The 20,261-nt window shown below is 67.1% G+C and carries 13 protein-coding genes; 6 read left to right on the plus strand and 7 right to left on the minus strand.

The features are described 5' to 3' along the window. Positions 1-94 precede the first annotated feature (94 nt). From tuf to rpsL, 4 genes are all read right to left on the minus strand, one after another. Positions 95-1,288 (minus strand): elongation factor Tu, encoded by a 1,194-nt coding sequence (tuf, locus tag G3I54_RS17310; RefSeq protein ID WP_010058805.1) that lies wholly within the window; start codon positions 1,286-1,288, stop codon positions 95-97. 157 nt (positions 1,289-1,445) lie between these two features. Continuing rightward, positions 1,446-3,575: an elongation factor G gene (gene fusA, locus G3I54_RS17315; RefSeq protein ID WP_164615698.1), complete on the minus strand. Its 2,130-nt coding sequence runs from the start codon at positions 3,573-3,575 to the stop codon at positions 1,446-1,448. A 38-nt stretch (positions 3,576-3,613) separates the two neighbouring features. Then, positions 3,614-4,084 (minus strand): 30S ribosomal protein S7, encoded by a 471-nt coding sequence (rpsG, locus tag G3I54_RS17320; protein WP_003966970.1) that lies wholly within the window; start codon positions 4,082-4,084, stop codon positions 3,614-3,616. Positions 4,085-4,086: 2 nt separating this feature from the next. Beyond that, positions 4,087-4,458 (minus strand): 30S ribosomal protein S12, encoded by a 372-nt coding sequence (gene rpsL / locus G3I54_RS17325; protein WP_003948652.1) that lies wholly within the window; start codon positions 4,456-4,458, stop codon positions 4,087-4,089. A gap of 383 nt (positions 4,459-4,841) precedes the next feature. Here rpsL and G3I54_RS17330 point away from each other — a divergent pair, with 383 nt between their 5' ends. From G3I54_RS17330 to G3I54_RS17355, 6 genes are all read left to right on the plus strand, one after another. Beyond that, positions 4,842-5,609, plus strand: coding sequence for a Crp/Fnr family transcriptional regulator (locus G3I54_RS17330; RefSeq protein WP_164615823.1), 768 nt, complete (start codon positions 4,842-4,844; stop codon positions 5,607-5,609). A 105-nt stretch (positions 5,610-5,714) separates the two neighbouring features. Continuing rightward, complete coding sequence (locus G3I54_RS17335) at positions 5,715-6,479, plus strand: hypothetical protein (RefSeq protein WP_164615700.1); 765 nt, start codon at positions 5,715-5,717, stop codon at positions 6,477-6,479. Further along, positions 6,476-8,686, plus strand: a complete 2,211-nt coding sequence (locus G3I54_RS17340) for a hypothetical protein (protein ID WP_164615702.1) — start codon at positions 6,476-6,478, stop codon at positions 8,684-8,686. The genes G3I54_RS17335 and G3I54_RS17340 overlap by 4 nt, the downstream gene beginning before the upstream one ends. A 34-nt stretch (positions 8,687-8,720) precedes the next feature. Beyond that, positions 8,721-10,064, plus strand: a complete 1,344-nt coding sequence (locus tag G3I54_RS17345; RefSeq protein ID WP_164615704.1) for a hypothetical protein — start codon at positions 8,721-8,723, stop codon at positions 10,062-10,064. Then, on the plus strand, positions 10,061-10,597 hold the full coding sequence (locus tag G3I54_RS17350; protein ID WP_164615706.1) for a Pycsar system effector family protein: 537 nt from the start codon (positions 10,061-10,063) through the stop codon (positions 10,595-10,597). The genes G3I54_RS17345 and G3I54_RS17350 overlap by 4 nt, the downstream gene beginning before the upstream one ends. 23 nt (positions 10,598-10,620) lie before the next feature. Further along, positions 10,621-11,670, plus strand: a complete 1,050-nt coding sequence (locus G3I54_RS17355; protein ID WP_164615708.1) for a M48 family metalloprotease — start codon at positions 10,621-10,623, stop codon at positions 11,668-11,670. 85 nt (positions 11,671-11,755) lie between these two features. On the opposite strand, the gene G3I54_RS17360 is transcribed toward G3I54_RS17355, so the two are convergent. The 3 genes from G3I54_RS17360 to rplL form a co-directional block, all read right to left on the minus strand. Further along, the gene (locus G3I54_RS17360) at positions 11,756-15,655 is read right to left on the minus strand and encodes a DNA-directed RNA polymerase subunit beta' (protein ID WP_164615710.1); all 3,900 of its coding nucleotides are present in this window, start codon (positions 15,653-15,655) and stop codon (positions 11,756-11,758) included. 98 nt (positions 15,656-15,753) lie between these two features. Then, complete coding sequence (rpoB, locus tag G3I54_RS17365) at positions 15,754-19,239, minus strand: DNA-directed RNA polymerase subunit beta (protein WP_164615712.1); 3,486 nt, start codon at positions 19,237-19,239, stop codon at positions 15,754-15,756. Positions 19,240-19,864: 625 nt separating this feature from the next. Further along, entirely contained in the window at positions 19,865-20,248 is a 384-nt protein-coding gene (rplL, locus tag G3I54_RS17370) for a 50S ribosomal protein L7/L12 (RefSeq protein WP_003966996.1), read from the minus strand. Positions 20,249-20,261: the final 13 nt, after the last annotated feature.

The raw sequence follows: 20,261 nt of genomic DNA on the forward strand, positions 1-20,261 counted from the left end.
CCCGTACGTACGCGAAGGGCCCCGCACCTCTTTCGAGGTGCGGGGCCCTTCTGTGCGACTCGATGAGCCACCAGGTCCAAGGACCAAGCAGAAACTACTTGATGATCTTGGTGACCTGGCCGGCGCCCACGGTCCGGCCACCCTCACGGATGGCGAACTTCAGGCCCTCTTCCATGGCGACCGGCTGGATCAGCGCGACGTCCATGAGGGTGTTGTCGCCCGGCATGACCATCTCGGTGCCCTCGGGAAGGGTCACAACGCCCGTCACGTCCGTGGTACGGAAGTAGAACTGCGGGCGGTAGTTGTTGAAGAACGGGGTGTGACGGCCACCCTCGTCCTTCGACAGGATGTAGGACTGCGCCTGGAACTCGGTGTGCGGCGTGACCGAGCCGGGCTTGATGATGACCTGGCCGCGCTCGACGTCCTCGCGCTTGATGCCACGGAGGAGCAGACCGACGTTCTCACCGGCCTGGCCCTCGTCGAGCAGCTTGCGGAACATCTCGATGCCGGTGACCGTGGTGGTGGTCTTCTCGGTCTTGATACCGACGATGTCGACGGTCTCGTTGACCTTCAGGACACCACGCTCGATGCGGCCGGTGACGACCGTACCGCGACCGGTGATCGTGAAGACGTCCTCGATGGGCATGAGGAACGGCTTCTCGACGTCACGCTCGGGCTGCGGGATGGACTCGTCGACAGCCTTCATCAGGTTGAGGACGGACTCACCCCACTCCTTGTCGCCCTCGAGCGCCTTGAGCGCCGAGACCTTGACGACCGGAACGTCGTCGCCCGGGAACTCGTACTCGGAGAGGAGCTCACGGACCTCGAGCTCGACGAGCTCCAGGATCTCCTCGTCGTCCACCATGTCGGCCTTGTTCAGGGCGACGACGATGTAGGGGACGCCGACCTGGCGGGCCAGGAGCACGTGCTCCTTGGTCTGCGGCATCGGGCCGTCGGTGGCGGCGACCACGAGGATGGCGCCGTCCATCTGCGCCGCACCCGTGATCATGTTCTTGATGTAGTCCGCGTGACCGGGGCAGTCGACGTGCGCGTAGTGACGCGACTCCGTCTGGTACTCGACGTGCGCGATGGAGATGGTGATACCGCGCTGGCGCTCTTCGGGAGCCTTGTCGATCTGGTCGAAGGCCGAGGCCTCGTTCAGGTCCGGGTACGCGTCGTGCAGCACCTTGGTAATGGCGGCCGTGAGGGTCGTCTTACCGTGGTCGATGTGACCGATGGTGCCGATGTTGACGTGCGGCTTAGTCCGCTCGAACTTTGCCTTCGCCACTGGGGTCCTCCTGAGTGGATCTGTACGCCTTGCTTCATCGGCGCCAGGTGATCTTTGCTGGGGTGCCGGCGCCGGGGGCATTCCGCACAGTGCTGACGCGCTGTGCGGAATGCCCGCCCGGCTCCGGTGACAAGCCTAAAGCGTGAGCTCGGGAGAGTTACTCGCCCTTGGCCTTCGCGATGATCTCCTCGGCGACGTTCCGCGGAACCTCGGCGTAGGAGTCGAACTGCATCGAGTAGCTTGCGCGACCCGAGGTCTTGCTGCGGAGGTCTCCGACGTAGCCGAACATCTCCGAGAGGGGCACGAGGCCCTTCACGACGCGAGCGCCGCTGCGCTCCTCCATGGCCTGGATCTGGCCACGGCGGGAGTTGAGGTCGCCGATGACATCGCCCATGTAGTCCTCGGGCGTGGTGACCTCGACGGCCATCATCGGCTCCAGGAGCACGGGAGAGGCCTTGCGGGCACCCTCCTTGAACGCCTGCGAACCGGCGATCTTGAAGGCGAGCTCCGAGGAGTCGACCTCGTGGTAACCACCGTCGAGAAGGGTGACGCGGACGCCGACCATCTCGTAACCGGCCAGGATGCCGAACTGCATGGCTTCCTGAGCACCCGCGTCCACCGAGGGAATGTACTCACGGGGGATGCGGCCACCGGTGACCTTGTTGACGAACTCGTAGGAGGCGTCGCCACCCTCGATGGGCTCGAGGGCGATCTGCACCTTCGCGAACTGGCCGGTACCACCAGTCTGCTTCTTGTGCGTGAAGTCGATGCGCTCGACGGCCTTGCGGATCGTCTCGCGGTACGCGACCTGCGGCTTGCCGACGTTCGCCTCGACGCGGAACTCGCGCTTCATGCGGTCGACGAGCACCTCGAGGTGAAGCTCGCCCATACCACCGATGATGGTCTGGCCGGTCTCCTCGTCGGAGTGCACCTGGAAGGAGGGGTCCTCCTCCGAGAGGCGCTGGATGGCGACACCCAGCTTCTCCTGGTCGCCCTTGGACTTCGGCTCGATGGCGACCTGAATGACCGGCGCCGGGAAGTCCATGGACTCCAGGATGACCGGGTTCTTGTCGTCGCACAGCGTCTCACCGGTGGTGGTCTGCTTGAGACCCATGACGGCGATGATGTCGCCGGCGCCCACCGATGCGATCTCCTCACGCTTGTTCGCGTGCATGCGGTAGATCTTGCCGATGCGCTCCTTCTTGCCCTTGACGGAGTTCAGCACCGCGGTGCCGGCCTCCAGGCGACCGGAGTAGATCCGGACGAAGGTGAGCTTGCCCAGGTGCGGGTCGCTCGCGATCTTGAACGCCAGGCCGGAGAACGGCTCGTCGTCCGAGGGCTTGCGCGCGATGACCTTCTCCGGGTCCTTCACGTCGTGGCCCTCGATGGCCTCGACGTCCAGGGGGGAAGGCAGGTAGCGCACGACCGCGTCGAGCAGGGGCTGGACGCCCTTGTTCTTGAACGCGGTGCCACAGAACACCGGGGTGACGGTGACGGAGTCGGCACTGCCCTTAGATGCCAGCGTGATGCGGCGGATCGCCTCGTGCAGCTGCTCCTGGGTGGGCTCGTTGCCCTCCAGGTACAGCTCCATCATGGCGTCGTCGTTCTCGGCCACGGCCTCGAGGAGCTTGCCGCGCCATTCGGCGGCGGACTCCTTGAGGTTGTCCGGGATCTCGACGACGTTGTACATCTCGCCCTTGGCGGCCTCTTCGGGGTACACGAAGGCCTTCATCGACACGAGGTCGACGACACCCGTGAAGTCGGCCTCGGCCCCGATGGGGAGCTGCATGACGATCGGGGTCGCGCCGAGGCGGTCGATGATCATCTGGACGCAACGGAAGAAGTCCGCGCCGGTGCGGTCGAGCTTGTTGACGAAGCAGATACGCGGCACGCCGTAGCGGTCCGCCTGACGCCAAACGGTCTCGGACTGCGGCTCGACGCCGGCGACGCCGTCGAACACGGTGACGGCGCCGTCGAGGACGCGGAGCGAACGCTCCACCTCGACGGTGAAGTCGACGTGACCCGGGGTGTCGATGATGTTGATGGTGTGGTCAACATCGTTGAGCGGCCAGTGACAGGTCGTCGCGGCGGACGTGATCGTGATGCCGCGCTCCTGCTCCTGCTCCATCCAGTCCATCGTGGCAGCGCCGTCGTGGACTTCACCGATCTTGTAGCTCACACCGGTGTAGAAGAGGATCCGCTCAGTGGTGGTCGTCTTCCCCGCGTCGATGTGGGCCATGATCCCAATGTTGCGGACCTTGGCCAGGTCAAGCGAAGTGGTGGCCATAAGGCTCAATCTTCTCTCGGTCTCGATGGGGGTAGCGACTACCAGCGGTAGTGCGCGAAGGCCTTGTTGGACTCGGCCATCTTGTGGGTGTCCTCACGCTTCTTGACCGAAGCGCCGAGGCCGTTGGAGGCGTCGAGCAGTTCGTTCATGAGGCGCTCGGTCATGGTCTTCTCGCGGCGGGCGCGGGAGTAACCGACGAGCCAGCGCAGAGCGAGGGTGGAGGCGCGACCGGGCTTGACCTCGATCGGCACCTGGTAGGTGGCGCCACCGACACGGCGGGACTTGACCTCGAGCGAGGGCTTGACGTTCTCAAGCGCGCGCTTCAGCGTGATGACCGGGTCGTTGCCGGTCTTCTCGCGGAGGCCTTCCATGGCGCCGTACACGATCCGCTCGGCGGTGGAACGCTTGCCGTCGAGGAGGATCTTGTTGATCAGCGAGGTGACAAGAGGAGAGCTGTAGACCGGGTCGATGATGACCGGGCGCTTCGGGGCGGGGCCCTTACGAGGCATTCTTACTTCTCCTTCTTGGCGCCGTAGCGGCTGCGGGCCTGCTTGCGGTTCTTGACACCCTGGGTGTCAAGGGAGCCGCGGATGATCTTGTAACGAACACCCGGCAGGTCCTTCACACGGCCACCACGCACGAGCACGATGGAGTGCTCCTGCAGGTTGTGTCCCTCACCCGGGATGTAGGCCGTGACCTCGATGCCGGAGGTCAGACGCACACGCGCGACCTTACGGAGCGCCGAGTTCGGCTTCTTCGGGGTGGTCGTGAACACACGCGTGCAGACACCGCGACGCTGGGGCGAACCCTCGAGCGCGGGCGTCTTGTTCTTCTCGACCTTGTCCTGCCGGCCCTTCCGGACCAGCTGCTGGATCGTAGGCACTACTTCTCCGGTTTCTGTGTGCCGTTCGTGAAACTAACCTGGAACATCGCCGACCCACGCGGTCGGGTGTGTCGAATACCGCGGACTTCCGCCCTGAGGACGGAGAGGCGCAGATTGCGGTGGCTACTGACGGACTCGCGATGCGGCTGATGACACGCACACGAGCCCAGGCACACCCCAGGCACAAGGCTTGAGCGTACCTACCTCACGGAGCTGGGTCAAAACAAATGCTGTCCACGCCCGGCCGCACAGCTCCCACCCCATGGCATCGGGTTGTTCCACGCCCCGGGCATGGCCGGAATAGAGCTGTTTCCGGACGCCCCTCCGCGCGCCTCAGTACATTGAGCCCCGCGCCGGGAGATCGGGGGATGGCATGCCGGTAGCTGCAGCCTGGTCAGGTGGCGGGGGGGCTGGACGACCGAGTACCCTTCCTTGCCCGATTGGAGAGCCAGGACCGGGCAGCTCTCCTCGGTCTCGGCAGAGAGCTGTCGTTCCCCGCCCGCTCCACGCTCATGCACCAGCACGAACCTTCCTCTCACGTCCTGCTGATTCTCCACGGCTGGACGAAGGTCACCGCGTCCGCCGAGAACGGCTATGAGGCATTACTCGCTCTGCGCGGTCCCGGCGACATCGTCGGCGAGTCCGCGGCATTGACCGGGCGGCCTCGTTCGGCGACGGTGACCGCTCTGGCACCGGTTCGGGCCTCAGTGATCGAGCGCGGCAGTTTCCGGGAGTTCGTCGCCCACTCCCCCGCTGTCTCCCTCAAACTGCTCGGGCTGACGTCCGACCGCACCCGCGCGGCCGACCAGCGCCGGCTGGAGTTCGCGTCCATGAGCGTCCGGGAGCGGTTCGCAGTCCTGTTGCTCGACCTCCTGCACACTCACGGACGCCGCACCGAAGCCGGCATCGAGATCGACGTGCCGCTCAGCAAGCAGGAACTGGCCGGTGCGGTCGGGGCTTCCCGGGAGATGGTGCAACGCCTGCTCAAAGACCTGAGGGCGCGCGGCATTGTGGTCACCGGGCGCAGGACGCTGATCATCGTGCGGCCGGGGATCCTCCGCCGCATCGCCGGCACCACGTTCCCGGAGCCGTTCGACCCCCGGGTCGAACCGGCGGCGCCCACCTCCCCGCGGGGCACATCAGCACTCTGAAGTCTGTGCACGTGGTCACAGTAGGACTGCGTCTTTCGCACTCACCGCCGCCGGCCGGCCGGCGGCACCCTCTCGTCAGTACCCGCCCCCTGACGAGAGGCAGCCATGTCCGACCCTGTGAACAGCACGATCCTCCTGCTCGACATCGAGAAGTACAGCGCCCGCGACGATGTCGAGCAGTCCTACCTGCGCCGCATGCTGTTCGGACTCACCGACCGCGTGCTGCTGGCCGCCGGTGTCGAGGAGACCCTGCGCCGCCGCGCCGACCGCGGCGACAGCGTCATGGAACTGATCGACGCCAATGCGTCACTGACCGCCCTCCTTCGATCGCTCCTCACCGTGGTACCCGCGGAGCTGTATGCGATCAACCGCCTGGCTTCGAGCTCCGCGAGGATGCGGCTCCGCTGTGTGGTCGCGTCCGGCTATGTGGCCGTCGACCCCGACGGCGGCTGGGTGGGTTCCGACCTCAACCACGCCTGCCGGCTGCTCGACGCGGATGTGCTGCGGAACGAGCTGAAGAAGAGCCCCGGAGACTTCTCCCTCTGCGTCTCCGAGCCGGTGTACCGCGGCGTCGTGCGGCACAACCACCTCGGTGTCGTGGCGGAGGAATTCCACGCCGTCACGGTGGAGAGCAAGAACGGCGACCTCCCGGCCCGAGTGCACCGCCCGTACGCCCGGGCCGAACCGTCCGGGCCGATGACCGAACCCAGGGCCGCCGACCACCCCGCCGGTCCCGTTCCCCCGGGAGCCGCCGACTTCCCGGGCGCCACCGTCCAGGGCGGCGTCTTCGGCGGCACCAACCACGGCATCGGCGGGGGCGTCTTCCACGGCAACGTCCAGGTGGGCGGCGCACCCGGAGACCGCGCATGAGCCCCGACGCGAAGGAACGGTCCGGGGAAGGCAGCGCCGGCGCAGCGGACACGGACGCCGCGGCGCCCTCCGATGCCGACGATCTTCATCGGCCGGACCAGGCTGCGGCCGAGGGAGCCGGGGACCGCCCACAGGACGCCTGGGCGGCCCGGCGCGACCTCTGGGACCACACTCCTCGCGCGATGGGGTTCGGCAACGGGTCACGCATCGACGGTGGCGTGCTGGGTGGTATCAACCACGGCATCGGTGGCGGCATCTTCCACGGTGCCGTTCACGTCGGCGCGACCCACGTCCACTACCGGCTCGGAGGCCGTGCGAATGCTCCGTCCGGTGAGATCCCGGCAGCAACACTGAACGCGATGGCGGAGAGCTTCGCCGATCCCGGCCACGCCTTCTCCGCACTTCTCGATCGGCTGCGCGAGGAGAGAGTCATCGTCCTGGAGGGACCGCGATCCGCAGGTCGACGCACCGCCGCCCTCATGTTGTTGCACCGGCTCGGTGCGGCCCCGGTGCACGTCATCGCCCGGGACACCTCATTCGGCGAGCTCGTTCCGGAGCCTGAGGGTGATCGGCCCGGGGAGGGCCGGGGCTATCTGCTGTGCGATCCGGTGACTCGAGCGGACCGGCCGCTGCGTGAAGCGGAGTTGCTGGCCCTGCGGGACCGGCTCACCGACCAGGACGCGTACGCCGTGATCACCGTCGGGCTGAAAGCGCACATGGAGGACGTGGAAGCCTGCGGCTGGCTGCCTCCCCCGCCGTCGGAGGTCCTGCACGCCCATCTACGGGCGCTGCTCGGGCGCCCTGACACCGCAGAGGTGCTGGCCCTCCCTCTGGTCACGGAGTTCCTCTCCCGCGAACATCAACCCCGGGAGACCGCGGAGTTCGCCGCCATCCTCGTGCAGTACCTGGCCGGCGAGACCGAACACCGGCAGGTGCAGGGGTTCTCCCTGCTCAAGCTGGAGGAGCAGGTTCGCGAGTGGTTCGAGGAGGACGATGCGGCGCTGCATCTGCGGGAGAAGGCCTTCCTCATCGCGCTGGCCGTGTTCGACGAGGGACCGTACGCGCTGACAGCCGAGGTGAGCGACGGCCTCTACGCCCACCTCCAACGGACCGCCGATTCCAAACTCCAGGCGGCCGTGCCGGTCTTCGGCACGCACATCGAAAAGCGCATCCGGCTGGCCCGTGCACATCGCTACGAGGACGAGGAACCCACCGAATGGGGGCCGGTGCTGCAGTCCAAGGCGGCCTACCGGGACAAGCGGGCGGCATTCGTCCTCCTGCGCGAGGTGTGGACCGGCCATCCGTCCGCGCGCCCCGCGTTGGTTCGGTGGCTGCAAGACCTGTCGAAGGACGGCCGGCCCCTGGTACGGACCCGTGCGGCATCCTCCGCCGCCGTGTTCGCCCTCACCGACCTGCCCTCGGCCATGGCCCTGGTCATCGAGCCCTGGGCCTCGTCCGTCCTCTTCGGCCCGCGTAACGTCGCGGTGAGCGCACTCGCGCTCGCACACTCCATCGGAACACCGAACGTCCCGCGCATCCTGGATTCCTGGTGTGACACCGCCACACCGCATCTGCGGTGGGTGGCGATCCGTACGCACGGGCTGATCGGGCCGGAGCGACCGGTGGAGACGCTGGCCGCGCTGCGAGCGGCAGCCCGCCACGAAGAACACGGCGCCGCGTCCGTACCGGACGACCGGCCGGAGGAGGACGACGCCGGGCTGGCCACGGTGCTGGCGGAGTCCGTCGAGCTCCTGCTGCTCTCATCGGCCCAGGACCAGGTTCTCGCGGAACTGCTGCGCACCCTGCACCACGGTCGCTACGCGTTCGATCTGGCCGTCGGAGGCTTCCTCGGGGCCTGCCGGCGGACCGGGAGCGACGAACCGGACGGGCGGCCGCTCCTCCTCGACCGATACGGACAGCCCGCCCACCTCGGCAACGCCGCCGCCCACATGACAGAGCTCTGGCGCCGGGCCCTCGGCGACCGTTTCCATCGCGCCAAGGCGCTGGAGACCCTGCGCAGGTGGGTGCTGTCGGCAGATCGCGACGCACAGGCCGAACGCTGTCTTGCCCTGCTGCTGCCCGCTCTCGCCGAAGGCGCACAGGAGTGGCGGCGCATCGACCATCTGCTGCGAACAGTGCCCGGCGAGGACCCCACATCACCGCCCGCGGTGGCAGGGCGACTGCGCGCCGCTCTGGCACATCCCTGACGCTTCGGCTCAACCCACCCAGGAGATCTGCGCCATGACTCACTTCCGCCGCTCACCCGATTGGGACCAACAAGCCAACCGGCACTCGACGTTGAAGGATCCGGTGCTGACCGTACGGCAGCTTCCCCGCCTCGGCTTCGTCCCGCGTCGGCTCACCCGTATCGACCACGCTCTGGTCTTCTCCACACCCTCCGGCTCGTACGTCACCTGCCTGCCCCCGCTGCGGCCGTCGCGCAGGGAGGTCATCAGCAGGCGCTACACCTCGGTCTACGAGGTGGACATGGGCCTTCATCCTCTTCGCCTGAAGCTCTCCCTGCCGAGCTCCAACGATGCCCTGCAGTTCGAAGCGATGGTGGACCTGACCTGGCAGGTGAGCGACCCGGCGGTGTTCGTCGCCTCCGGTCTCCGCGACGTGCCACGTCTGTTGCTGAGTGAGCTGGAACGGACGGCACGATCGCTGACACGCTCCTTCCTGGTGACAGAGAGCTCGAAGGCCGAAGCCGAAGTGGGCCGGTCCCTACGAGCCCGCTTGCGGCTCGGTGCCTCTGTGGGCCTCCTCGTGACCTGGACGCTCAAGCTGAACCGGGATCAGGCCGGCATCGAGCATCAGCGTCGTCTGCAGACCATCGAGCACACGGCCACCGAGCGCATCCGAGGTCATCTGCGCGGCATGGCCGAGGATGAAGAGATCGACCGCCGCGAGAGGCGGCGCGACGAGCTGGCGATCGAGCGTGAACTGGCCTACGCCCAGCGTCGGCATGAACTCCTCCTGCGCCAGCAGCAGTGGCAGACAGAGCTCCGCGACGGGGACCTGGCGAAAGTCGAGTTCTACCGGCGGCAGCTGGAGCAGGGCGGGGTCCGCGCGTGGGCCTTGCACCTGGCCGAGCATCCGGAGGACTCACGCCTGGTCGTGCAAAGCCTGCGAGAGGACCAGGTGAACATGATCCGCGCCAAGGCGGACATGGTGGCCAAGTTGCTGGAGGGGGACGAGGCCGAGGGCCACGAACTGGAGGGGCCGAAGGAACTGGCGCTCCGGGCCCTGCACGACATCCTCAACCAGCAATTGCCGGGAGCGGCCCCGGAACAGGGGCCCGGGCTGCCGAGGCTGCCCCTGGCGGCCGCGGGGCCCGTCGGAACGGAACACTCCACAGCCCCTGTCGGTGAAGGTGCGGCACTGGATGTCAACGATGCCTACGAAGAGACAGTGCCGGTCGAGTCCCCCAGCATGTTCCCCGGCTGGCAGCCTCCCCGCGGTCGCACGTCCGGCAGCGGGTGGCCCTCCCTCCCGAAGGAGGATCCCCACACACCACCGCCCCGCGGGGCCCCGAAGCCCGAACCGGTCGGCGACGAGACGGTACGGAGGGACGACGGACGATGAACTCCTCATCCCCGCCCTCGTTCCCGCCGGAGCTGGGGCCCGCCCCAGGGCTCGAAACCGCGACCCGTCTTCTGGCCGACCTTCGGGCGGAGATCGCCCGCGCCGACAGCAAAGCGGCCGTCGTGGTCGCCGCCCTGGGCATGAGCGGCGGCGTCCTCAGCGGTGTCCTGGTCGGCCGCGACTGGACGCCGGACCATCTGTCACGCACCGGCACATGCCTGTGGTGGGTCGGCACAGCCGTCCTCACCGTCGCTCTGCTGTTCCTGCTGATGGCGGTGCTGCCCCGCTATCGCGTGAGCACCTGGACTCCGGGTTCGCCGCTCACGTACTTCGGCGATATCCAACGAGCCGTACGTCAGGGCCGGTTGCCGGAGGCGCTGGCAGTCACGGAGCGTCTGCCGATGGCCTCGCTCCTGACCGCGCTCACGGAGACGAGCCGGATCGCGACACGCAAGCACCAGTGGATACGGGCGGGGCTCCTGGCCTTCTGCTTGGGCGCCCTGCTGCTTCCCGCCTCCGTGGTCATCGGCTGACCTCCCCACACCCGAGGATGGACATGTACGAGCAGCCTCGCGAACCGTCGCACCACGAAGAACGGCCATCGTGCGCACCCGACTTCGGCCTGCCACACCACGAATCCGACGACCTCGACTACCGCCACACCGCCGGCGACCGGTTGCACTTCTCCGCACGGCAACGACGGATGGACGCCGCCGCACTGGGGCAGCTGGCCCTGTACCTGCCGAGCTTTCTCCTCAGCTTCGTGACCGTGACCCTGACGGCCTGGCTCCTGGAGTTCGGGTGGGGAGTCCCTCTGTGGGCCCTCGTTCTCCTGTGGCTCGCCTCAGGAGCTCTGGTGTTCCACGGCCCCTCGGAGAGTCTCTTCGCCCGGCGGGTGCTGAGACTGCGCTACCCGCTTCCTGGCGAACTCCTGCGCCTTGAACCGGTCTGGCGTGAAGTGACCGGGCGGGCGGGTGTCGACGGGACGCGCTACCGCCTGTGGGTCGAGGACAGCCACGAACTCAACGCCTACGCAGCGGCGGGCCACATCGTCGGAGTCACCAAGCACGCGGTGGATCATCTGCCGAGTGGCCAGCTCGCTGCCGTCCTGGCCCACGAACTCGGTCACCACACGGGGGGCCACAGCTGGGCCGGACTGCTGGGGTATTGGTACGCCCTGCCCGGCCGGGCCGTGTGCCGCGCGGTGCGGTCGATGCTCGTGCGTGCCGCCGCCACCCGACGGGCCGCCTTCCTGATCACGCTCGCCCTCACCGCTGCATTCGCGGTCATGATGTTCGGCTCCGCCACCGCCCTGCTTGCCGCCCCTCTGTCGCTCCTCGCTCTGCCCTACGCCATGGCGGCCGTGGGCCGACGCGCAGAGCTGCGGGCGGATCGGCATGCGGCGTCGCTGGGCTTCGCCCCGATGTTGATAGAAGCCTTGCAGTCAGGCGAGGACCTCGGAACGTCCCGCCCTGACGTACCTGTTCGAGCGGCCTCGGTGCCCAAGCGTGCTCGAAGGGGGAGGCGGACACATCTGCTGGACTCCCACCCCGATCTCGCGACTCGTCTCCACCATCTTCAGCGCTTTCTGGAGCCGCCACGCTGATCCGCCCGGCTCCCCCGCACACGCCGGAGGGCGGCCACCCCGTTACGTACGGGGTGACCGCCCTCCGGTCGTTCAAGCGACTCGCTTACTGGTTGTACGGACCGTAGTCGTAGTCCTCCAGCGGAACGGCCTGGCCGGAGCCGGTGCCGAACGGCGAGTAGTCGATGTCGTCGTAGCCGACGGCCGAGTACATCGCGGCCTTGGCTTCCTCGGTCGGCTCGACCCGGATGTTGCGGTAGCGGGACAGACCCGTACCGGCCGGGATGAGCTTACCGATGATGACGTTCTCCTTGAGGCCGATCAGGGAGTCCGACTTGGCGTTGATCGCCGCGTCGGTCAGGACCCTGGTCGTCTCCTGGAAGGACGCCGCCGACAGCCACGACTCGGTGGCGAGCGAGGCCTTGGTGATACCCATCAGCTGCGGACGGCCGGAGGCGGGGTGACCGCCCTCGGTGACCACACGACGGTTCTCGGTCTCGAACTTCGACCGCTCGACCAGCTCGCCCGGAAGCAGCTCCGCGTCGCCGGACTCGATGATCGTCACGCGGCGGAGCATCTGCCGGATGATGATCTCGATGTGCTTGTCGTGGATCGACACGCCCTGCGAGTTGTAGACCTTCTGGACTTCGCCGACCAGGTGGACCTGGACCGCACGCTGGCCGAGGATGCGCAGCACGTCGTGCGGGTTGGTCGCACCGACGGTGAGCTTCTGGCCCACCTCGACCGGGTCGCCCTCGCCCACGAGCAGACGGGCACGCTTCGAGATCGGGAACGCCGTCTCGTCGCTGCCGTCGTCCGGGGTGACGACGAGCTTCTTGGTCTTCTCGGTCTCCTCGATCCGCACGCGGCCCTTGGCCTCGGAGATCGGGGCGACACCCTTGGGCGTACGGGCTTCGAAGAGCTCGACGACTCGGGGCAGACCCTGGGTGATGTCGTCACCGGCCACACCACCGGTGTGGAAGGTACGCATCGTCAGCTGGGTACCGGGCTCACCGATGGACTGGGCGGCGATGATGCCGACCGCCTCACCGATGTCGACCAGCTTGCCGGTGGCGAGCGAGCGTCCGTAGCAGAAGGCACAGGTGCCGACCGCGGACTCACAGGTCAGGACCGAGCGGGTCTTGACCTCCTCGACGCCGGCGCCCACCAGGGCGTCGATCAGGACGTCACCGAGGTCGACGTTGGCAGGCGCGATGACCTTGCCGTCCACCACGACGTCCTCGGCGAGCATGCGGGCGTAGACCGAGGTCTCGACGTCCTCCGTCTTGCGGAGCACGCCGTCGGCGCCCTTGACCGCGATCTTCAGCTTGAGGCCGCGGTCGGTGCCGCAGTCCTCCTCGCGAATGATCACGTCCTGCGAGACGTCCACCAGACGACGGGTCAGGTAACCCGAGTCGGCGGTACGCAGAGCGGTGTCCGCCAGACCCTTACGGGCACCGTGCGTGGAGATGAAGTACTCCAGAACGGTGAGGCCCTCGCGGAAGGACGCCTTGATGGGACGAGGAATCGTCTCGTTCTTGGCGTTCGACACCAGACCACGCATACCCGCGATCTGACGCATCTGCATCATGTTTCCTCGGGCGCCCGAGTCGACCATCATGAAGATGGGGTTCGTCTTCGGGAAGTTCGCGTTCATCGCCTCGGCGACCTCGTTGGTCGCCTTGGTCCAGATCGCGATGAGCTCCTGCGTGCGCTCGTCCTTGGTGATCAGACCGCGCTCGTACTGCTTCTGGACCTTCTCGTCCTGGTCCTCGTAGCCCTTGACGATGGCCTTCTTGGCCTCGGGCACGACGACGTCGGAGATGGCCACGGTGACGCCCGAACGGGTCGCCCAGTGGAAGCCCGCCGCCTTCAGGTTGTCGAGCGTCGCCGCCACGATGACCTTGGGGTAGCGCTCGGCCAGGTCGTTGACGATCTCGGAGAGCTGCTTCTTGCCCACCGAGTAGTCGACGAACGGGTAGTCCTCGGGCAGCAGCTCGTTGAAGAGCGCGCGGCCCAGGCTGGTCCGCAGCCGGAAGGTGTCGCCGGGCTGGTACTCCGGCTCGCCCTCCTCGGCGACCGGCGGCACCCAGCCACGCGGCGGCATGGTGCCGACCGGGAAGCGGATGTCGACCTTCGCCTGGAGCGACAGCTCGCGGGCGTCGAAGGCCATGGTGGCCTCGGCCGTGGAGCCGAACGCGCGGTCCGTGCCCTTGACGTTGCGGCCCTCTTCATCCGTGGTGAGGAAGAAGAGACCCAGCACCATGTCCTGGGTCGGCATGGTGACGGGACGACCGTCGGCCGGCTTCAGGATGTTGTTCGAGGACAGCATCAGGATGCGGGCCTCGGCCTGCGCCTCCGCGGAGAGCGGCAGGTGCACGGCCATCTGGTCACCGTCGAAGTCCGCGTTGAACGCGGTGCAGACGAGCGGGTGGATCTGGATGGCCTTGCCCTCGACCAGCTGCGGCTCGAAGGCCTGGATGCCGAGGCGGTGCAGGGTGGGCGCACGGTTCAGCAGCACCGGGTGCTCGGCGATGACCTCTTCGAGGACGTCGTACACGACGGTGCGGCCACGCTCGACCATGCGCTTGGCCGACTTGATGTTCTGCGCGTGGTTCAGGTCCACCAGGCGCTTCATCACGAACGGCTTGAAGAGCTCCAGCGCCATCGCCTTCGGCAGACCGCACTGGTGCAGCTTGAGCTGCGGACCGACGACGATCACGGAACGCGCGGAGTAGTCCACACGCTTGCCGAGGAGGTTCTGACGGAAACGACCCTGCTTGCCCTTGAGCATGTCGCTCAGGGACTTCAGGGGGCGGTTACCGGGACCGGTGACCGGGCGACCGCGGCGGCCGTTGTCGAACAGCGCGTCGACGGCCTCCTGCAGCATCCGCTTCTCGTTGTTCACGATGATCTCGGGGGCGCCGAGGTCGAGGAGACGCTTGAGGCGGTTGTTGCGGTTGATCACACGGCGGTACAGGTCGTTCAGGTCGGAGGTCGCGAAGCGGCCACCGTCCAGCTGCACCATCGGACGCAGGTCCGGCGGGATGACCGGCACGCAGTCGAGCACCATGCCCTTGGGCTTGTTGCTGGTCTGCAGGAACGCGGAGACGACCTTGAGGCGCTTGAGCGCACGGGTCTTCTTCTGGCCCTTGCCGGTACGGATGATCTCGCGGAGGCGCTCGGCCTCCTCGTCGAGGTCGAAGGACTCCAGGCGCTTCTGCAGCGCGGCGGCGCCCATGCAGCCGTCGAAGTACGTGCCGAAGCGGTCACGCAGCTCGCGGTAGAGCAGCTCGTCGCCCTCCAGGTCCTGGACCTTGAGGTTCTTGAAGCGGCTCCACACCTCGTCGAGGCGGTCGATCTCGCGCTGCGCACGGTCGCGCAGCTGCTTCATCTCACGCTCGGCGCCTTCGCGCACCTTGCGGCGTACGTCGGCCTTGGCGCCCTCGGCCTCCAGCTCGGCCAGGTCGGTCTCGAGCTTCTTGGCGCGGGCCTCCAGGTCGGAGTCGCGGCGGTTCTCGGTCTGCTGGCGCTCGACGGAGACGTGGGCCTCCAGGGACGGCAGGTCGCGGGTACGACGCTCCTCGTCCACGAACGTGATCATGTACGCGGCGAAGTAGATGACCTTCTCGAGGTCCTTCGGCGCGAGGTCCAGCAGGTATCCGAGGCGCGAGGGAACGCCCTTGAAGTACCAGATGTGGGTGACGGGAGCGGCAAGCTCGATGTGGCCCATCCGCTCACGACGCACCTTGGCGCGAGTGACCTCGACGCCGCAGCGCTCGCAGATGATGCCCTTGAAGCGGACACGCTTGTACTTGCCGCAGTAGCACTCCCAGTCCCGGGTCGGACCGAAGATCTTCTCGCAGAAGAGTCCGTCCTTTTCGGGCTTGAGCGTGCGGTAGTTGATGGTCTCCGGCTTCTTCACTTCGCCGTGCGACCAGGTCCGGATGTCGTCCGCGGTGGCAAGGCCGATCCGCAGCTCGTCGAAGAAGTTGACGTCGAGCACTTGTCGTCAATCCCTCTTTCGGGGTCTCGTCTCAATCAATGGTCTGAACGGGTCCGGGGAGGGCCGGCCGCCTCGGGATGAGGCGGCCGGCCGGCCCGTCAGACCTCTTCGACGCTGCTCGGCTCGCGCCGGGACAGGTCGATACCGAGTTCCTCCGCCGCGCGGAAGACGTCCTCGTCCGTGTCGCGCATCTCGATGGACATGCCGTCCGAGGACAGCACCTCCACGTTGAGGCAGAGCGACTGCATTTCCTTGATGAGCACCTTGAAGGACTCGGGAATGCCGGGCTCGGGGATGTTCTCGCCCTTGACGATGGCCTCGTAGACCTTCACGCGGCCGGTCACGTCGTCGGACTTGATCGTCAGGAGCTCCTGGAGGGCGTATGCGGCGCCGTAAGCCTCAAGGGCCCACACCTCCATCTCACCGAAGCGCTGACCACCGAACTGTGCCTTACCACCCAGCGGCTGCTGGGTGATCATGGAGTACGGGCCGGTCGAACGCGCGTGCAGCTTGTCGTCGACCAGGTGGTGCAGCTTGAGGATGTACATGAACCCGACCGAGACCGGGTCCGGGAACGGCTCGCCGGAGCGGCCGTCGTAGAGCTGGGCCTTGCCGGAGGGCTGGACCAGCCGGTCGCCGTCGCGGTTGGGGATCGTGGCCTGGAAGAGGCCGGTGATCTCGTCCTCGCGCGCACCGTCGAAGACGGGCGTGGCGACGTTGGTGCCGGGGGCGACCTGGTCGGCGCCGATGGCCTGCAGGCGCTGGGCCCACTCGTCACCGAGGCCGGAGACGTCCCAGCCGCGGCTGGCGAGCCAGCCGAGGTGGATCTCCAGGACCTGTCCCGGGTTCATTCGGGACGGGACACCCAGCGGGTTGAGGATGATGTCGACCGGGGTGCCGTCCTCCAGGAACGGCATGTCCTCGATCGGCAGGATCTTGGAGATGACGCCCTTGTTGCCGTGACGGCCGGCGAGCTTGTCACCATCGGTGATCTTGCGCTTCTGCGCGACGTAGACGCGGACCAGCTGGTTCACGCCCGGCGGCAGCTCGTCGCCCTCTTCGCGGTCGAAGACGCGGACGCCGATGACCTTGCCGATCTCACCGTGCGGCACCTTCAGCGAGGTGTCGCGCACCTCGCGCGCCTTCTCACCGAAGATCGCGCGGAGCAGGCGCTCCTCGGGGGTCAGCTCGGTCTCGCCCTTGGGCGTGACCTTGCCGACGAGGATGTCGCCGGCGACGACCTCGGCGCCGATCCGGATGATGCCGCGCTCGTCGAGGTCGGCGAGGACCTCTTCGGAGACGTTCGGGATGTCCCGGGTGATCTCCTCCGGGCCGAGCTTGGTGTCACGGGCGTCGACCTCGTGCTCCTCGATGTGGATCGAGGAGAGGACGTCGTCCTGCACGAGGCGCTGCGACAGGATGATCGCGTCCTCGTAGTTGTGACCCTCCCACGGCATGAACGCCACGAGTAGGTTCTTGCCGAGGGCCATCTCACCGTTCTCGGTGGCCGGTCCGTCGGCGAGCACCTGGTCGGCGATGATCCGGTCGCCTTCGGAGACGACGACCTTCTGGTTGACCGAGGTGCCCTGGTTGGAGCGCATGAACTTGGCGATGCGGTACGTGGTGTACGTGCCGTCGTCGTTCGTGACGGTGATGTAGTCCGCGGAGACCTCCTGGACCACACCGTCCTTCTCCGCCTTGAGGACGTCACCGGCGTCGGTGGCGCAGCGGTACTCCATGCCGGTGCCGACCAGCGGGGCCTCCGACTTAATCAGCGGCACCGCCTGACGCATCATGTTCGCGCCCATGAGGGCACGGTTGGCGTCGTCGTGCTCCAGGAAGGGGATCATCGCGGTCGCGACGGACACCATCTGGCGCGGCGAGACGTCCATGTAGTCGACGTCCGTGCCGGGCACGTAGTCGACCTCTCCGCCACGACGGCGGACCAGGACGCGGGGCTCGGTGAAGCGCAGCTCGTCGGAGAGCGTCGCGTTCGCCTGGGCGATGACGAAGCGGTCCTCCTCGTCGGCCGTGATGTAGTCGACGTCGTCGGTGACCTGACCGTCGACGACCTTGCGGTACGGCGTCTCGATGAAGCCGAACGCGTTGACGCGACCGTACGAGGCGAGCGAACCGATCAGACCGATGTTCGGGCCTTCGGGGGTCTCGATCGGGCACATGCGTCCGTAGTGGGACGGGTGCACGTCTCGGACCTCGAAGCCGGCCCGCTCACGGGAGAGACCACCCGGGCCAAGAGCCGACAGACGGCGCTTGTGGGTGAGACCCGACAGCGGGTTGTTCTGGTCCATGAACTGCGACAGCTGGCTGGTGCCGAAGAACTCCTTGATGGAGGCGACGACCGGCCGGATGTTGATCAGGGTCTGCGGCGTGATCGCCTCGACGTCCTGCGTGGTCATGCGCTCACGCACGACGCGCTCCATCCGCGCCAGGCCCGTACGGACCTGGTTCTGGATGAGCTCGCCGACGTTACGCAGACGACGGTTGCCGAAGTGGTCGATGTCGTCGGTCTCGACGACGATCTCCCGGCCCGACTCGCCGGTCGTCTCGGTCTCGCCGGCGTGCAGCTTGACCAGGTACTTGATGGTCGCGATGACGTCGTCGGTGGTGAGCACCCCGGCGTCCAGCGGCTCATCGGCGCCGAGCTTCTTGTTCACCTTGTAGCGGCCGACCTTCGCGAGGTCGTAGCGCTTCGGGTTGAAGTAGAGGTTCTCGAGCAGCGTCTGAGCGGCCTCGCGGGTCGGCGGCTCGCCCGGACGCAGCTTGCGGTAGATGTCGAGCAGTGCGTCGTCCTGGCCCTGGGTGTGGTCCTTCTCCAGGGTGGCGCGCATCGACTCGTACTCGCCGAACTCCTCCAGGATCTGCTCGGTGCTCCAGCCGAGCGCCTTGAGGAGGACGGTGACCGACTGCTTGCGCTTGCGGTCGATGCGGACACCGACCATGTCGCGCTTGTCGATCTCCATCTCCAGCCAGGCACCCCGGGAGGGGATGATCTTGGCGGAGAAGATGTCCTTGTCGGACGTCTTGTCGATGGAGGAGTCGAAGTAGACACCCGGCGAGCGGACCAGCTGCGACACGACGACACGCTCGGTGCCGTTGATGACGAAGGTGCCCTTGTTGGTCATGAGCGGGAAATCGCCCATGAAGACCGTCTGGGACTTGATCTCGCCGGTCTCGTTGTTGGTGAACTCGGCCGTGACGAAGAGCGGCGCGGCGAACGTGAAGTCGCGCTCCTTGCACTCGTCGATCGAGTTCTTGGGGGGCTCGAAGCGGTGGTCGCGGAACGTAAGCGACATCGACCCGGAGAAGTCCTCGATCGGTGAGATCTCCTCGAAGATCTCCTCCAGGCCGGACTTGGTGGGGACGTCTTGTCCACTGTCCAGAGCAGCCTCGACGCGAGCCTTCCAGGCGGCGTTGCCGAGGAGCCAGTCAAAGCTCTCGGTCTGCAGCGCGAGGAGGTTCGGAACCTCGAGGGGCTCCTTGATCTTTGCAAAAGAGATGCGCAGCGGGGCGGTGCTGGCACCGTTGTTCGTATTCGCGGTCGAGGCGTTGCGCGAGGCGGCCAAGAGGGGGTCCTTCCGAGGGCTCGGACTCACTACGCGCGTACCGGTCCCACCCTGGACACATAGACAGGCCGTTCCGAATCGGTCGCAATACGACCAGGTCGGAGGGGGTCGGTCATCGGTGCTTCAGCGTGGGCATGCCCCTGGTGACGGGCAGGAGGCAGCTAACAGGCAGCGCAAAGGGTCAGTGTAGCCAAGCGGCACACTGATGTCCAGTCGGGGTTCTCAGAGACCCACGTTGCTCTCAACAGCTGTTCTCAACACCTATGTCTAGCCCTAGCCCTCGCGCGGGGTGCGCTCTTCTTTACTGCCCTCTTCACTCTCGATCCATGCCTCGGATACGGATCGAAGTGATGACGCGTCCTGAGAATTGCGCGCCGCGTCCGGTTCGTCAAGGCCCGCCGGTCCGATCGGACCTCCAGGAGCCTTCACCGGCCACCCCCGGGATACCCGCAGGACGCCCCTGAGGGCCCCGCGAGAGGCGCACGGCGAAGATCACCCTACTCGTCGTCGGCGGAAGAGCAAGGCACCCGCCACGGGCACGCCGAAGGGCGACCACCCGAATGGGTGATCGCCCTTGGCTCGGGCGCCTGACGGCGCCCAGGGAGTCCGGAGGACTCCCGAGGTGTTACTTGACCTCGACGGAAGCGCCGGCGGCCTTGAGGGACTCGGCAGCCTTCTCGGCGGCCTCCTTGGCGACCTTCTCGAGGACCGGCTTCGGGGTGCCGTCGACGAGGTCCTTGGCCTCCTTCAGACCCAGCGAGGTCAGCTCACGCACGACCTTGATGACCTGGATCTTCTTCTCGCCGGCACCGGTGAGGATGACGTCGAACTCGTCCTGCTCGGCCTCGGCCTCGGCCGGGGCGCCGCCCGCGGCGGGACCGGCGACGGCGACGGCCGCAGCGGCGGTGACGTCGAACTTCTCCTCGAAGGCCTTCACGAACTCGGAGAGCTCGATGAGGGTCATCTCTTCGAACTGCGCGAGCAGGTCGTCCTGGGACAGCTTCGCCATGATAGGCGTCCTT

Source organism: Streptomyces sp. SID14515 (assembly GCF_010548505.1).
Taxonomy (GTDB): domain Bacteria; phylum Actinomycetota; class Actinomycetes; order Streptomycetales; family Streptomycetaceae; genus Streptomyces; species Streptomyces caviscabies.